This is a genomic window from Gordonia paraffinivorans NBRC 108238 (genome assembly GCF_000344155.1).
Classification (GTDB): Bacteria; Actinomycetota; Actinomycetes; order Mycobacteriales; family Mycobacteriaceae; genus Gordonia; species Gordonia paraffinivorans.
On the sequence record NZ_BAOQ01000013.1, the window covers coordinates 83614 to 97846 of the forward strand.

At 68.4% G+C, this 14233-nt stretch carries 13 protein-coding genes and 3 tRNA genes; 5 read left to right on the forward strand and 11 right to left on the reverse strand.

The features are described 5' to 3' along the window. Positions 1 to 13: 13 nt before the first annotated feature. Complete coding sequence (locus GP2_RS07280) at positions 14 to 937, forward strand: NUDIX hydrolase (protein ID WP_006899844.1); 924 nt, start codon at positions 14 to 16, stop codon at positions 935 to 937. A gap of 149 nt (positions 938 to 1086) precedes the next feature. On the opposite strand, the gene GP2_RS07285 is transcribed toward GP2_RS07280, so the two are convergent. From GP2_RS07285 to leuC, 3 genes are all read right to left on the reverse strand, one after another. Beyond that, positions 1087 to 1713 carry an HU family DNA-binding protein gene (locus GP2_RS07285; protein ID WP_006899845.1) on the reverse strand — a complete coding sequence of 209 codons (627 nt, stop codon included), beginning with the start codon at positions 1711 to 1713 and terminating at the stop codon, positions 1087 to 1089. A 186-nt stretch (positions 1714 to 1899) separates the two neighbouring features. Next, complete coding sequence (gene leuD, locus GP2_RS07290; protein ID WP_006899846.1) at positions 1900 to 2493, reverse strand: 3-isopropylmalate dehydratase small subunit; 594 nt, start codon at positions 2491 to 2493, stop codon at positions 1900 to 1902. 52 nt (positions 2494 to 2545) lie between these two features. Continuing rightward, entirely contained in the window at positions 2546 to 3982 is a 1437-nt protein-coding gene (gene leuC / locus GP2_RS07295; RefSeq protein ID WP_006899847.1) for a 3-isopropylmalate dehydratase large subunit, read from the reverse strand. Between the two features lie 93 nt (positions 3983 to 4075). On the opposite strand from leuC, the gene GP2_RS07300 reads away from it, so the two are divergent. Both GP2_RS07300 and GP2_RS07305 read left to right on the forward strand, forming a co-directional pair. After that, complete coding sequence (locus GP2_RS07300) at positions 4076 to 4810, forward strand: IclR family transcriptional regulator (RefSeq protein ID WP_006899848.1); 735 nt, start codon at positions 4076 to 4078, stop codon at positions 4808 to 4810. Positions 4811 to 4897: 87 nt separating this feature from the next. After that, positions 4898 to 5404, forward strand: a complete 507-nt coding sequence (locus tag GP2_RS07305) for a PPOX class F420-dependent oxidoreductase (protein ID WP_006899849.1) — start codon at positions 4898 to 4900, stop codon at positions 5402 to 5404. A gap of 167 nt (positions 5405 to 5571) precedes the next feature. On the opposite strand, the gene GP2_RS07310 is transcribed toward GP2_RS07305, so the two are convergent. From GP2_RS07310 to GP2_RS07335, 6 genes are all read right to left on the reverse strand, one after another. Further along, positions 5572 to 5644, reverse strand: a tRNA-Glu gene (locus tag GP2_RS07310). Positions 5645 to 5750: 106 nt separating this feature from the next. Next, a tRNA-Glu gene (locus tag GP2_RS07315) sits at positions 5751 to 5823 on the reverse strand. A gap of 49 nt (positions 5824 to 5872) precedes the next feature. Further along, a tRNA-Gln gene (locus tag GP2_RS07320) sits at positions 5873 to 5944 on the reverse strand. 86 nt (positions 5945 to 6030) lie between these two features. Further along, positions 6031 to 7506 (reverse strand): glutamate--tRNA ligase, encoded by a 1476-nt coding sequence (gene gltX / locus GP2_RS07325; RefSeq protein WP_040526590.1) that lies wholly within the window; start codon positions 7504 to 7506, stop codon positions 6031 to 6033. Positions 7507 to 7550: 44 nt separating this feature from the next. Beyond that, positions 7551 to 8375 (reverse strand): alpha/beta fold hydrolase, encoded by an 825-nt coding sequence (locus GP2_RS07330; RefSeq protein ID WP_006899851.1) that lies wholly within the window; start codon positions 8373 to 8375, stop codon positions 7551 to 7553. Continuing rightward, entirely contained in the window at positions 8372 to 9145 is a 774-nt protein-coding gene (locus tag GP2_RS07335; protein ID WP_006899852.1) for a fumarylacetoacetate hydrolase family protein, read from the reverse strand. The genes GP2_RS07330 and GP2_RS07335 overlap by 4 nt, the downstream gene beginning before the upstream one ends. 142 nt (positions 9146 to 9287) lie before the next feature. On the opposite strand from GP2_RS07335, the gene GP2_RS07340 reads away from it, so the two are divergent. Further along, on the forward strand, positions 9288 to 10532 hold the full coding sequence (locus GP2_RS07340; protein WP_006899853.1) for an MFS transporter: 1245 nt from the start codon (positions 9288 to 9290) through the stop codon (positions 10530 to 10532). A 75-nt stretch (positions 10533 to 10607) separates the two neighbouring features. Here the strand turns inward: GP2_RS07340 and GP2_RS07345 are convergent, their stop codons facing one another. Together GP2_RS07345 and serA are read right to left on the reverse strand one after the other, a co-directional pair. After that, a complete protein-coding gene (locus GP2_RS07345) occupies positions 10608 to 11618 on the reverse strand; it encodes a 3-isopropylmalate dehydrogenase (RefSeq protein ID WP_006899854.1) in 1011 nt (336 codons plus the stop codon). Continuing rightward, complete coding sequence (gene serA, locus GP2_RS07350; RefSeq protein ID WP_006899855.1) at positions 11615 to 13210, reverse strand: phosphoglycerate dehydrogenase; 1596 nt, start codon at positions 13208 to 13210, stop codon at positions 11615 to 11617. Before serA ends, GP2_RS07345 begins: the two co-directional genes overlap by 4 nt. A gap of 326 nt (positions 13211 to 13536) precedes the next feature. Here serA and GP2_RS07355 point away from each other — a divergent pair, with 326 nt between their 5' ends. Further along, positions 13537 to 14202, forward strand: coding sequence for a chymotrypsin family serine protease (locus tag GP2_RS07355; RefSeq protein ID WP_006899856.1), 666 nt, complete (start codon positions 13537 to 13539; stop codon positions 14200 to 14202). The last annotated feature ends 31 nt before the right edge of the window (positions 14203 to 14233 follow it).

Consider the following 14233-nt stretch of genomic DNA (forward strand, 5'->3'; position numbering starts at 1 on the left):
AGACCAGGCTGCGATGACGAAGAAGCACAAGAAGAGAGCCGACGTCTGGGCCGCCGGGGCCGTCGTCTGGCGACCGGGCCCCTCGGGATCGACCGCGGCCGCCGACGTGGAGATCGCCGTCGTCCACCGCCCGCGCTACGACGACTGGACGATCCCCAAGGGCAAGGGCGAACCCGGCGAGACCCTGGTCGACACCGCGGTCCGCGAGATCGCCGAGGAGACCGGTCAACACATCGTGCTCGGACGACACCTCGGCGACGTGCACTACGACCTGGACTCCGGACGCAAGCACGTCCGGTACTGGGCCGCCCGCGGCGGCGACGGCACGTTCGCCGCCGACGACGAGGTCGACGAGCTGCGCTGGCTGACGGTCGAGAAGGCCGATGCCACACTGACCTACGAACTCGACCGGCAGATCCTGCGGGAGTTCGCGCGACTGCCCGCGGATCTGCACACCCTGCTCCTGGTGCGCCACGCGAAGGCCGGGCGCCGTGCCGACTGGGACGGCGACGACCGCCGGCGACCGCTCGATGCGCTGGGCCGTCGGCAGGCCGAGGCACTGGTGCCGCTGCTGACCGCATTCGGCGCCGAGCGGGTCCACGCCGCCGACCGGGTGCGCTGCGAGCAGACGCTCGACCCCTTGCGCGCAGAGCTCGGCGTCGAGTGCGTCAGCGAACCGACCCTGTCCGAGGAGGCCTACCGCGCCGATCCGGCGGCCGCGCAGCGCCGAATCCGTGAGCTCGCCGCACGTCCGGATGTCGTCGCGGTCTGCAGCCAGGGCAAGGTGATCCCTCCGCTGATGCGGTGGTGGGCCGACGAGGACGGCCTCGACCTGCCCGAGGCGGCCAACCGCAAGGGCAGCGTGTGGGTCTGTTCCCTGGACCGCGGACGGCTCGTCGCGGCCGACCACATCGCCGGTCCCCTGCCGCATGACTGAGTTGTCTCCCGACCCAACACAATCGGTGGGACAACACACCCCTTACGACAACACGACCCCTGACACAGAAGAACCCCCGGCGGGGAAGACGCCAGGGGTTCTTCTGTGTGCCCTACCGGGCCGGTGATGCGTGCGGTCCGCGCGACAACTCAGCGGCGAGTGGTCTTCTTGGCCGCGGTCTTCTTGGCCGGGGCCTTCTTGGCGGTGGTCTTCTTCGCCGGGGCCGCCTTCTTGGCGGTGGTCTTCTTGGCCGCGGTGGTCTTCTTCGCTGCGGTGGTCTTCTTGGCCGCGGTGGTCTTCTTCGCTGCGGTGGTCTTCTTGGCCGCCGTGGTCTTCTTCGCTGCGGTGGTCTTCTTCGCTGCGGTGGTCTTCTTGGCCGCCGTGGTCTTCTTGGCGGTGGTCTTCTTCGCCGCGGTCTTCTTGGCGGTGGTCTTCTTGGCCGCGGTCGTGGCGGTTCCGCTGCCGCGCTTCACGGCGGGACCGGTGGCCGACAGCTTCTGCTTGCCGGCGACGATCGCCTTGAACTGTGCGCCCGGGCGGAAGGCGGGAACCGAAGTGGCACGAACCTTCACGGTCTCGCCGGTGCGCGGGTTGCGGGCGACGCGCGGCGCGCGCTTTCGCTTCTCGAAGACGCCGAAGCCGGTGATCGTCACGCTCTCGCCGCGGTTGACCGCGCGGACGATCGTGTCGACGACGTGCTCGACGGCTTCTGTCGCAGTCTTGCGATCCGCGTCGAGCTTTTTGGTCAGCTCATCGATGAGCTCCGCCTTGTTCATGAGTACCTCCGCAAGCTGATCTGGCCGATTTTCGGCCAGCTACCACAACACGGTAAACGTCGAATTCGAAAACGTCCATCTTCCACGCCAATTAGGACGACGTGTTGCGAAATCGCATGGTAGCTCACAGGGTCTCCGACCCGGGCGGGACACGACCGTCTCGCGGTCGACCCTCCTCGTCGACGGTCAGTCGGCGAGGGTCCTCGGCTTGAACGACGGCCGGGCCGCCTCGTAGGCAGAAATCGCGTCTACCTGCCGCAACGTCAGACCGATGTCGTCGAGGCCCTCCAGCAGGCGCCACCGCGTGTAGTCATCAATTGCGAACGGCACCACGAGGTCTCCGGCGGTCACGGCCTTGTCGACCAGGCTCACCGTGAGTTCCATCCCGGGATTTTCCTCGAGCCGCTTCCACAGCAGCTCGACGTCGGACTGCTCGACCTGGGCGGCCAGCAGACCGGCCTTGCCGGCGTTCCCGCGGAAGATGTCGGCGAAGCGCGACGAGATCACCACGCGGAACCCGAAATCGGACAGCGCCCACACGGCGTGCTCGCGGGAGGAACCGGTGCCGAAGTCGGGTCCGGCCACCAGGACCGAGCCGCGGTTCCACGGCTCCTTGTTGAGGATGAACTCCGGGTCGGTCCGCCAGCCGGCGAACAGACCGTCCTCAAAGCCGGTGCGGCTCACCCGCTTCAGGTAGACCGCCGGGATGATCTGATCGGTGTCGACGTTGCTGCGGCGCAGCGGGACGCCGATGCCCGTGTGTTCGGTGAACGGCTCCATGTTCGTTAGCCCCTGTTGTAGAAGAGTGTCTGGAAAGTGGTCTGGCGGTGACTCAATCGAGATCGGCCGGTGCGGCCAGCGTGCCGCGGACGGCGGTCGCGGCGGCCACGGCCGGCGACACCAGGTGGGTGCGGCCGCCCTTGCCCTGGCGCCCCTCGAAGTTGCGGTTGGAGGTGGAGGCGCAGCGCTCGCCCGGCGACAGCTGGTCCGGGTTCATGCCCAGGCACATCGAGCATCCGGCCTGACGCCATTCGGCGCCGGCGTTCACGAAGATCTCGCCGAGGCCCTCCTCCTCCGCCTGCGCCCGGACCTTCATGGAGCCGGGGACGATCAGCATCCGCACGCCGTCGGCGACCTTGCGGCCCTTGAGGACGTCGGCGACGGCACGCAGGTCCTCGATGCGGCCGTTGGTGCACGAGCCGACGAACACCGTGTCGACCTCGACCTCGCGCAGCGGTGTGCCCGGCGTCAGGTCCATGTACTCCAGCGCCTTGGCGGCGGCGAGACGGGCGACCTCGTCGCCGAAGTCCTCGGGACTCGGGACGACCGACCCCAGCGGCGCGCCCTGGCCCGGGTTGGTGCCCCAGGTGACGAACGGGGTCAGCTCGCTCGCGTCGATGTGCACCTCGGCGTCGAACTCGGCGCCCTCGTCGGTCTTGAGGCTCTCCCAATACGCAACGGCCGCATCCCATTCGGCACCCTTCGGCGCGTGCGGGCGTCCCTTCAGGAACTCGTAGGTGACCTCGTCGGGAGCGATCATGCCGGCGCGGGCACCGGCCTCGATCGACATGTTGCACACCGTCATCCGCGCTTCCATCGACAGCTTGCGGATGGCCTCGCCGCGGTATTCCAGGACGTAGCCCTGGCCGCCGCCGGTGCCGATCTTCGCGATGATGGCGAGGATCAGGTCCTTGCCGGTGACCCCGGGCGGCAGTTCGCCGTCGACGTTGATCGCCATGGTCTTGAAGGGCCGCAGCGACAGCGTCTGCGTGGCGAGGACGTGCTCCACCTCGCTGGTGCCGATGCCCATGGCGAGGGCGCCGAACGCGCCATGGGTGGAGGTGTGGCTGTCGCCGCACACGACGGTCATGCCGGGCTGGGTCAGGCCCAGCTGCGGGCCGACGACGTGGACGATCCCCTGCTCGGTGTCACCCATGGGGTGCAGCCGGATCCCGAACTCCTCGCAGTTCTTCCGGAGGGTCTCGACCTGGGTACGCGAGATCGGGTCGGCGATCGGCTTGTCGATGTCGATGGTCGGGACGTTGTGGTCCTCGGTGGCGATCGTCAGATCGGGCCGACGCACCTGACGCCCGGCCAGTCGCAGGCCCTCGAAGGCCTGGGGGCTGGTGACCTCGTGCACGAGGTGGAGGTCGATGTAGATGAGGTCGGGATTGCGGGTCCCGGACGCATCGGCGTCGCCGGGCACGACAACGTGGTCGCGCCAGACCTTCTCGGCAAGAGTAAGCGGCTTGGCTGGGCTGTTGCTCATGGCTGCACTCGATATCTTCTCGGGTTCGGCGGACGGTGCACGTTCCCCGGAGGAAAACGTGCATCTCACTATTTGGACAGCTAGTATCGTCCTATGGGAAAGGATACCGCATCGGAGGTCAGCAGCGGAATCGGCGTCCTCGACAAATCCGTGGCCGTTCTACGCGCCATCGCAGAGGCACCCTGCAATCTCTCGGAGCTGTGCGACCGCACCGGGCTCCCCCGCGCCACGGCACATCGTCTCGCGGTCGGCCTGGAGACCCATCGATTCCTGACCCGCGATTCCGGCGGCCGTTGGCAGCCCGGTCCCTCCCTGGGCGAACTCGCCGCATCCGCCCACGATCCGGTCACCGAGGCCGCCCTGATGGTCCTGCCGCGGCTGCGCGACATCACCGGCGAATCGGTTCAGGTCTACCGGCGCGAAGGCGCCGAACGCGTCTGCGTCGCCGCGATGGAGCCGCCGACCGGCCTGCGCGACACGGTCCCGGTCGGCACCCGCTTCCCGATGAGCGCGGGTTCGGCGGCGAAGGTGCTCCTCGCATGGGCCGACCCGGCCACCCAGCGCGCCCTGTTGCACGACAGCGTCTTCAGCGAACGCACGCTCCAGGAGATCCGGCGCCGCGGGTGGGCGCAGAGTGCCGGCGAACGCGCGGCGGGGGTCGCCAGCGTGTCCGCGCCGGTCCGCGACGCCAACGGCGACGTGGTGGCCGCGATCTCGGTCTCCGGCCCCATCGACCGCATGGGCCGGCGCCCCGGGGCACGCTGGGCCGCCGACCTCCTCGCGGCCGCCGACGCGATCCACAAGCGCCTGCAGGCCTCCCGTCCCTGAGTCACCACCCGCGCGCGTCGCGTCCCGACACCGGACCCGGGCATGGGCATCTCGTCACATCGACGGCGCGTCGGATAGCTTCATCACATGGGAGTGAACCAACGCAGCCAGATCGTCATGACCGACGACGAGATCACCGAATTCGTCGCGCGCAGCCGTACCGCCACCCTCGCCACCTTCGGCCCGAACGGGAACATCCACCTCGTCGCGATGTGGTACGGACTCGTGGACGGCGAGATCTGGTTCGAGACCAAGGCGAAGTCGCAGAAGGCGGTCAACCTCCGCCGCGACAACCGCTGCACCATCATGATCGAGGACGGCGACACCTACGACTCGCTGCGCGGCGTGTCCTTCGAGGGCACGGCCGAGATCCTCGACGACCCCGACTCCTGCCTGAAGGTCGGGATCAGCGTCTGGGAGCGCTACACCGCCCCCTACACGGAGGAATCGCGGCCCTTCGTCGAGCAGATGATGAACAAGCGCGTGGCCGTCCGCTTCATCCCCACCCGCACGCGTTCGTGGGACCACCGCAAGCTCGGCATGGACAAGATGGAGCCGATGGGCAGCACCGCACAGTTCCTCCACGCGGACTGACCCGGCGCCGCCGGTGCACGAGTGAACCGCCGCCCGTGTGGTGAGTGATCATCGCCACACGGGCGATGTTCTCTGTGCGCCGGGGGCCATCCGCGTGCCCCGCACCGCCGCGTCGTGCCGAAACGAAAACTCCCTCCCCTGCGCCGCAGGAGGAGGGAGTCGATCTGTAGCCCCGACGGGATTCGAACCCGCGCTACCGCCTTGAGAGGGCGGCGTCCTAGGCCGCTAGACGACGGGGCCAGGGAACTTCCGGTGCGACCGAATCCTGGGACGGACCCGATCACGAGAGATCACTTCGCAGTGAAAAACTCCCTACCCCTGCTCGAGCAGGAGAAGGGAGCCTCTGTAGCCCCGACGGGATTCGAACCCGCGCTACCGCCTTGAGAGGGCGGCGTCCTAGGCCGCTAGACGACGGGGCCAAGGAACTTCCAGCGGTCGAATCCGAGAGACTCGACCTTCTTCAGTTCGCTGGGGTACCAGGACTCGAACCTAGAATGGCTGAACCAGAATCAGCTGTGTTGCCAATTACACCATACCCCATGGACTTGCTTCTCCCTGCCGGGAAAAGCGCCGAGAAAGACTTTAGCAAAGGGTTCCCGGAAGTCCACAAACATGCAGCTCAGAGGCTATTTTTCGGCGATCTCGCGGGCTGCGCGCAGGCGTGCGAGGCTCTTGTCGCGCCCCAAGATCTCCATCGACTCGAACAGCGGCGGGCTCACCTGCGAACCGGTGACCGCCACCCGCACCGGACCGAACGCCTTGCGCGGTTTGAGGCCCAGATCGTCCACCAGCGCCTCGGTCAGGGCGTCCTGCAGTTCGGTGGTCGCCCACGAGCCCAGCGGCTCCACGGCGGCGATGGCGGCATCGAGAACCGCCACCGAGTCCGCGCCGAGATTCTTGCTCGCGGCCTTCTCGTCGATGGTGAACTCGTCATCGGAGACGTAGACGAACTTGATGAGGTCCCAGGCGTCACCGAGGACGGTGATCCGCGTCTGCACGAGTTCGGCGAGCGCGGCGAACGTCGCGTCGTCGACCGGCTCGGCGAGGTGCCCGTGCCCGATCAGGAAGGCCTTCAGCCGGGCGGTGAAGTCACCGGGCGCCAGCCGGCGGATGTGCTCGGCGTTGATCGCGTCGGCCTTCTTCTGATCGAAGCGTGCGGGGTTCGAATTCACCTGTCGCACATCGAAAGCCGCGATCATCTCGTCGAGGGTGAAGACGTCGGTGTCCTTCGAGTAGCCCCAGCCGAGGAGCGCCAGGTAGTTCAGCAGGCCCTCGGGGATGAAGCCGCGGTCGCGATGATGGAAGAGGTTCGACTGCGGATCGCGCTTGGAGAGCTTCTTATTGCCCTCCCCCATCACGAACGGCAGATGACCGAACTCGGGGACGCGGTCGGCCACGCCGATGCGGATGAGCGCCTCGTAGAGCGCGATCTGGCGCGGCGTCGAGGAGAGGAGATCCTCACCACGCAGCACGTGGGTGATCTTCATCATGGCGTCGTCGACCGGGTTCACCAAGGTGTAGAGCGGGTCGCCCGAGGCACGCGTGAGCGCGAAGTCGGGAACAGTGCCGGCCTTGATGGTCGTCTCGCCGCGGACGAGGTCGTTCCAGGTGATGTCGTGATCCGGCATCCGCAGGCGCACAACCGGTTTGCGCCCGTCGGCACGGTAGGCGGCCTTCTGCTCCTCGGTGAGGTCGCGATCGAAGTTGTCGTAACCGAGCTTGGGATCGCGACCGGCCGCCTTGTGCCGGGCCTCGACCTCCTCGGGCGTGGAGAACGCCTCATACGCCTCCCCCGCGTCGAGCAGCTTCTGCACGACGTCGGTGTGGATCTCGCGACGCTCGGACTGCCGGTACGGGCCGTAGGGGCCGCCCACCTCGGGGCCCTCGTCCCAGTCGAGTCCCAGCCAGCGCAGGGATTCGAGGATCGCCTGGTAGCTCTCCTCGCTGTCACGCTGGGCGTCGGTGTCCTCGATGCGGAAGACGAACGTGCCGCCGTCGTGACGGGCCTGGGCGAAGTTGAACAGCGCGGTCCGAACCATTCCCACGTGGGGTGTACCGGTCGGGGACGGACAGAAACGGACACGCACATCACTACTGGTCATGACCCTCAGCGTATCGAAACCGCTTTCGGGCCGGACCAGCGCGTTCAGGCCCGGTGGCGTCCGCAGAACTCGACGAGAACCCGGTTCACCTCGTCGGGACGCTCGAGATATCCGAAATGCCCGGCGCGTTCGATCTGCACGTACTCGGCGCCCGGGATCACGTCGGCGACCTCGCGCGCCAGCTTCGGCGGCAGGGTGCGGTCGTCGGCGAACCCGACGACCAGCGTCGGGCGCGTGATTCCCTTGTAGGCCGCGAGGCGGTCGAGCTCGTTGTTGTGCAGCTCGAGCTGCGCCCGCACCCCGGGGGTCACCGTCTGCGGCGAGAAGCTGATGATGTCGAGCCAGTCGCGCGCGGCGCGGTCGTCGTCCAGCGTGTGCGGCGACAGGTTGAGATGAGCGGTGATCGCGGCCTCGTACTCGCGCGGCAGCTTGATGTTGTTGTCGTAGAGTGCGCGCTCGCCGGCCGAGATCGCCTGCTGCAGAGGCGTGCTGCGGCCGTAGGTGGCGACGAGCACGGCGGCCTTGACCACATCGGGACGCGCCAGCGCCAGTTCCTGGGTGATCCGGGCGCCCAGCGAGGTGCCGATGACGATCGCCGGGCCGCGGCCGAGATGCTCGATCAGGCCGGCGGTGTCGTTGACCATGTCGTCGAGCGTGAAGCCCTCCGGGCATTCCGACGACGGCGCGATCCCGCGGTTGTCGAAGGTGACGACGGTGTAGCCCGCCTTCACCAGCGCGGGTTCCTGATGCGCCTTCCACACCCGCCCGGGACTGCCGGTGCCCATCACCATGACGACCAGCGGGCCGCTGCCCGAAACGCTGTAGGAGATGTCGATTCCGTTGACGCGAGCTGTGCTCGGAGCTGTCATTGCTTGTCCACCACCGGGTTGGAGAGCGTGCCGATACCTTCGACGGTCACCGAAACGCGTTGCCCGGCAACCATGGGTCCCACGCCTTCGGGGGTACCCGTGAGGATGACGTCACCGGGGAGGAGCGTCATCACCCGAGAGATCCACTCCACGATCTCACCGACGTCGTGGAGCATCAACGACGTTCGCGTGCGCTGCTTCACCTCGCCGTCGAGTTCGGTGACCAGTTCGACGTCGGAGGGATCGAGGGTCGTCTCGATCCACGGGCCGAGCGGGCAGAAGGTGTCATAGCCCTTGGCGCGCGTCCACTGGCCGTCGATCTTCTGCTGGTCGCGCGCGGTCACGTCGTTGGCGACGGTGTAGCCGAGGATGACATCCTTGGCCTGCGCGGCCTTGACGTCCTTACAGGGGCGGCCGATGACCACCGCGAGCTCGCCCTCGTAGTCGACGCGCTCCGACGACGGCGGCCGGACGATCGGGACCTCGGGGCCGATGATCGAGGTGTTCGGCTTGATGAAGATCACCGGATCCTCCGGCGCCTCCCCGCCCATCTCCGCCGCGTGGGCCGCGTAGTTCTTGCCGACGCAGATCACCTTGCTGGCGAGGATCGGGGCCAGCACGCGGACGTCGGCCAGCTTCCAGGAGCGACCGGTGAACGTCGGGGTGCCGAAGGGATGTTCGGCGATCTCCTTCACGACGGCGTCGGAGCCCTCGCCCTCGACCGACACGAATGCCACCCCGTCGGGACTCGCAATTCGACCTAAACGCATGGTCCGACCCTAGCGCACGAGGCGATCCGGCCCACGGGGAGCCGAGTTAGCCGCGATCGCCACGGGTTCTACAATGTGAACTCAGTGTTCCATATATTGAGACGCCAGCCGCGTCCCGAAACGGTGGAGAGAGGTGAGTCCGATGGATGACGCCGTTGTCATCTCCGACACCAGACGGTGGGTCATCCTCGGGTGCTCGCTGCTCGCCGCGCTCACGACCACCTGTGTCGTCAGCGGCGTCGCCTACCTCATCCCCTCGCTGCACACCGACGCCGGACTCTCACTGCCGCAGGCGTCGTCGCTGGCCGCGGTGCCCACGATCGGCCTGATGATCGCGACCATCCCGTGGGGAATCCTGTTGGACCGCTTCGGGGAACGGCTGGTCCTGATGGTCTCGCTGTCGATCTCGCTCGCGGGCGCGGCCGCAGCCGCGGTCGCCGCCCACTCCGACTCCTCCTACCTGGTGGTCGGCGCCGCGTTGTTCGTGGGCGGGCTCGGTTCCGGCGCCGCCAACGGGGCCAGCGGGCGAATCGTGGTGGGATGGTTCCCCGCTCACCGGCGCGGGACGGCGATGGGCATTCGCCAGATGGCCCAGCCGCTGGGGATCGGCGTGTGCGCCTTGACCATGCCTGCGATCGCGGCCGACCACGGACCCGCTGCCGCCCTCGCCATCCCGGCGATCGTGACCGCCGCCGGCCTGCTGGCGGTGACCGTCGGGATCACCGACCCACCCCGCCGGACGGTGCCGCAGGAAGCCGGTTCCACTCCGATGCACGCGCCGAACCCCTACCGGGGCAACTCCTTTCTGGCCCGCGTCCACGGCGTCAGCATGCTCCTGGTGATCCCGCAGTCGATGCTGTGGACGTTCGCGCCGACCTGGCTGATCGTGGCGCACCACTGGTCCCCTCAGGGGGCGGGCGTCCTGATCACGGTCACCCAGGTCGTCGGCGCCCTCGGCCGGATCGCCGCGGGCCGGTGGTCGGACGCATGGCTGTCGCGCATGCGCCCGATCCGCGTGATCGCGGTCGCGGGCGTCGCCTCCATGTGCGCGCTGGCCGTGGCCGACTGGTTCGACAGTCCGGTCGCGCCCGCCCTGATGGCGGTGGCGAGCGTGATCTCGGTGGCCGACAACGGATTGGCGTTCACCGCGATCGCCGAGTTCGCCGGGCCGGCCTGGAGCGGGCGTGGGCTTGCGGTGCAGAACACCGGGCAGTACCTGGTGACCGCCGCGACCACGCCGGTACTCGGAGGACTGATCGCCGCGGTCGGGTTCCCGGCGGCCTTCGCGCTGACGGCGTTGGCACCGCTGGTCGCCGCTCCCCTGGTCCCCGAGGAGGCGCCGTCACGCGTCGAATCACCCGGCGTCCCTTCACCAGACGACGTCTGAGGCGCTCGAACCGACGAACCCCACAGACCGGGTCCGGCCTGTGGGGTTCGTCGGTGTTCGCGGTCTGAGGGCGACTCAGCCGAGGCGTTCGCGAATGCGCGCGCCGACCTCGGTGGTCTTCACCGGACCGGTGCGCTCGGCGAGATCGTCGGCGACAGCCTTCTCGATGCGCGCCGCGGCGTCGCTCTCGCCGAGGTGCTCGAGAAGCAGTGCCGCCGACAGGATCGCCGCCGTCGGGTCGGCCTTGTTCTGGCCGGCGATGTCGGGCGCGGAGCCGTGGACCGGCTCGAACATCGACGGGTTCGTCCCGGTGGCGTCGATGTTGCCCGACGCCGCGAGTCCGATGCCGCCGCTGACCGCCGCCGCGATGTCGGTGATGATGTCGCCGAACAGGTTGTCGGTGACGATCACGTCGAAGCGACCGGGGTCGGTGACCAGGTAGATGGTCGCCGCGTCCACGTGGCAGTAGTCGGTGGTGACGTCGGGGAACTCCTTGCCGACCTCCTCGACGGTCCGGCTCCACAGCGACCCGGCGAAGCCGAGCACATTGGTCTTGTGGACCAGGGTCAGCTTCTTGCGACGCTTCTGCGCGCGCTCGAAGGCGTTGCGCACCACGCGCTCCACCCCGAAGCGGGTGTTGACGCTGACCTCGGTGGCGACCTCGTGCGGGGTGCCGACGCGGATCGACCCGCCGTTACCGGTGTAGGGCCCCTCGGTGCCCTCACGGACGACGACGAAGTCGATCTCCGGATCACCGGCGAGCGGCGAGGCCACACCTGGGAACCGGCGCGACGGGCGCAGGTTCACGTGGTGGTCGAGGGCGAACCGCATCGTGAGCAGCAGACCGCGCTCGAGGATGCCCGGCGGCACCGACGGATCGCCGATGGCGCCGAGCAGGATCGCATCGTGCTCGCGGAGCGAATCGAGGTCGCCCTCGGTGAGCAACTCGCCGTTGCGGTGGTACCGGCGCGCGCCGAGGTCGAATTCGGTGGTGGTCAGCGACGGGACCACGGTCTCGAGGACGCCGAGCGCCTCCCCGATGACCTCGGGACCGATGCCGTCGCCGGCGATGACTGCGAGTTTCACGACAGGTCCACCTGAACGATCAGGGTGGCGCCCACCGCCTGCGAGATGGTCTCGACGACATCGTCGGTCAGCGCGCTGCTGATGCGCAGCATCATGGTCGCGCCGTCGCCCTCCGCATCCTGCGAGAGGCCGGCGGCGAGGATGTCCACGCCGGCATCGCCCAGGATGGTGCCGATCTTGCCGAGCGAGCCCGGGCGGTCGGCGTAGCTGACGATGAGGTTGTGACCCTCGGCGCGCAGGTCGAAGTTGCGGCCGTTGATGTTCACGATCTTCTCGACCAGGCGCGGCTCGGTCAGGGTGCCGGAGACGTTGTGGACGGACCCGTCGGCGAAGACGGCCTTCACGTCGACGACGCTGCGGTGGTTCGGGCTCTCCGGTGCGGTGGTGACCTCGCTGGTCACACCGCGGCTCTCGGCGACGGCCGGAGCGTTGACGAAGGTGACCGGCTCGTCGAGCACCGCGGAGAACAGACCGCGCAGTGCCGAGAGGCCGAGCACCTCGACGTTCTTGGCCGCCAGCTCGCCACGGACGTCGACGACGATCGAGGTCGGCGGCTCCTTGCTGATGGCGCCGACGAGGACGCCTGCCTTGCGGGCGACCTCGAGCCACGGGGCGACCTCTTCGTCGACCGCGCCGCCGGTGATGTTGACGGCGTCGGGCACGAAGTGGCCGGCCAGCGCCAGGCGCACGCTCTTGGCGACGTCGGTGCCAGCGCGGTCCTGGGCCTCGGCGGTGGAGGCGCCCAGGTGCGGCGTGACGACGACCTCGGGCAGCTCGAACAGCGGCGAGTCGGTGCAGGGCTCGGTGGAGAAGACGTCGAGACCCGCGGCGCGGACCTGACCCGACTTGATGGCGTCGGCGAGCGCCTGCTCGACGACCAGGCCGCCGCGGGCGGCGTTGACGATGACGACGCCCTTCTTGGTGCGGGCGAGCTGCTCGGCACCGATCAGGCCCTCGGTCTCCGGGGTCTTCGGCAGGTGGATGGTGATGAAGTCAGCGCGCTCGAGGAGCTCGTCCAGGCTCACCAGCTCGATGCCGAGCTGCGCGGCGCGGGCCGGCGACACGTAGGGGTCGTAGGCGATGATGTGGGTCTCGAACGCGGCCAGGCGGGCGGCGACCAGCTGACCGATGCGGCCGAGGCCCACGACGCCCACGGTCTTGTCGAAGATCTCGACGCCGTTGAACGACGAGCGCTTCCAGGTGTGCTCACGCAGGGTGGCGTCGGCGGCCGGGATCTGGCGCGCAGTCGCCATCAGCAGGGCGATCGCGTGCTCGGCCGCGGAGTGGATGTTGGAGGTCGGGGCGTTGACGACCATGACGCCGCGCTCGGTGGCGGCCGGGACGTCGACGTTGTCGAGTCCGACTCCGGCGCGGGCGATGATCTTCAGCTTCTTGCCGGCGTCGAGAACCTCGGCGTCGACGGTCGTCGCGGAACGCACGAGGAGCGCGTCGGCGTCGACGACGGCCTCGAGCAGCTTGGGGCGGTCCGGGCCGTCGACCCACCGCACCTCCACGCCGTCACCGAGTGCTTCCACGGTGGACGGCGCCAGTTTGTCGGCGATGAGTACAACCGGGCGGCCAGCAGAGCTCACAGTCTTATCTCCAGAGTCGGGGCAGGTGCGATGACACCAAAGGTCAGGTCGGAGGGTCGCGGACTCTCCATGTCACAGCTTAGAGCCCCCAAATCGGCTCCGATCAGGCGGTCTACCTCAATTTTGGGGCGCTGTCCCCACGGCTGGGTAGAGTGTGATCGGCATTACGAGCCGCAACGACGTGCATCACGGAAGTGTTGCAATGCGTGCCCGGGTCGGTTCAGCCGGAGGCAATCGCCCGGCGCGGTCGGTACGGTGTGCTTTGACCGCCTGTCCGACGCACTCGGCAGGCGGTTCGGTTGCGAAGAATGAGAAGTGGAGAACGGATGACGAAGAAGCTGACAGCACTGTTGGCCATACTGGCTGCGACGGTGCTGGCCGGCTGGGGTGCAGGTGCCGCGGTCGCGGCGCCGGCGAAGATCTACCTCGGGGGCGGTTCGGGAATTCTGGTCCTCAAGGGCGGCAACTCCGCAGCGGCGTGCACCCTGACCACCATCGGCCGCTCCAAGACCGGCAAGCTGATCGGCATCACCGCGGGCCACTGCGGCAACCGGGGCCAGAAGGTCTACTCGGAGACCTTCCAGGACCGCGGGCAGGCCGGCGTCATCACCTACTCCACTCCCGACCTCGACATGGCCATCATCGAGTTGGACGAGTCGCGCGTGGTGCCGCTGCGCACCGTTCGCGGCGTGACCATCCGCGGCATCGACACCCGTCCGCTGGCCTTCCCCACCATCGCGTGCAAGGAGGGCCGCACCACCGGCAACACCTGTGGCATCGCCTGGTTCTCCGACGGCGGCGTCCACCTCAGCCAGCTGTGCGTGATCGAAGGCGACTCCGGTAGCCCGGTCGTCGTCGGCGACCGCCTCGTCGGCATGGTCAACGCCTACTACTTCGTCGGCTGCTTCGGCCCGGAGACCGGCACGAACATCAAGCCGATCCTCGACCGCGTCGCCTCGCTGCCGGCCTACGGCGGCTTCCGCGTCTACTGACCGCTGACAGGACTCCTCGACGACGCCCCGG

What these genes read in the sequence shown, in the direction of transcription:
- GP2_RS07280 (WP_006899844.1), top strand. Translation starts at nt 14, where the DNA reads ATGACGAAGAAGCACAAGAAGAGAGCCGACGTCTGGGCCGCCGGGGCC.
- GP2_RS07285 (WP_006899845.1), bottom strand. Translation starts at nt 1,713, where the DNA reads ATGAACAAGGCGGAGCTCATCGATGAGCTGACCAAAAAGCTCGACGCG.
- leuD (WP_006899846.1), bottom strand. Translation starts at nt 2,493, where the DNA reads ATGGAGCCGTTCACCGAACACACGGGCATCGGCGTCCCGCTGCGCCGC.
- leuC (WP_006899847.1), bottom strand. Translation starts at nt 3,982, where the DNA reads ATGAGCAACAGCCCAGCCAAGCCGCTTACTCTTGCCGAGAAGGTCTGG.
- GP2_RS07300 (WP_006899848.1), top strand. Translation starts at nt 4,076, where the DNA reads ATGGGAAAGGATACCGCATCGGAGGTCAGCAGCGGAATCGGCGTCCTC.
- GP2_RS07305 (WP_006899849.1), top strand. Translation starts at nt 4,898, where the DNA reads ATGGGAGTGAACCAACGCAGCCAGATCGTCATGACCGACGACGAGATC.
- gltX (WP_040526590.1), bottom strand. Translation starts at nt 7,506, where the DNA reads ATGACCAGTAGTGATGTGCGTGTCCGTTTCTGTCCGTCCCCGACCGGT.
- GP2_RS07330 (WP_006899851.1), bottom strand. Translation starts at nt 8,375, where the DNA reads ATGACAGCTCCGAGCACAGCTCGCGTCAACGGAATCGACATCTCCTAC.
- GP2_RS07335 (WP_006899852.1), bottom strand. Translation starts at nt 9,145, where the DNA reads ATGCGTTTAGGTCGAATTGCGAGTCCCGACGGGGTGGCATTCGTGTCG.
- GP2_RS07340 (WP_006899853.1), top strand. Translation starts at nt 9,288, where the DNA reads ATGGATGACGCCGTTGTCATCTCCGACACCAGACGGTGGGTCATCCTC.
- GP2_RS07355 (WP_006899856.1), top strand. Translation starts at nt 13,537, where the DNA reads ATGACGAAGAAGCTGACAGCACTGTTGGCCATACTGGCTGCGACGGTG.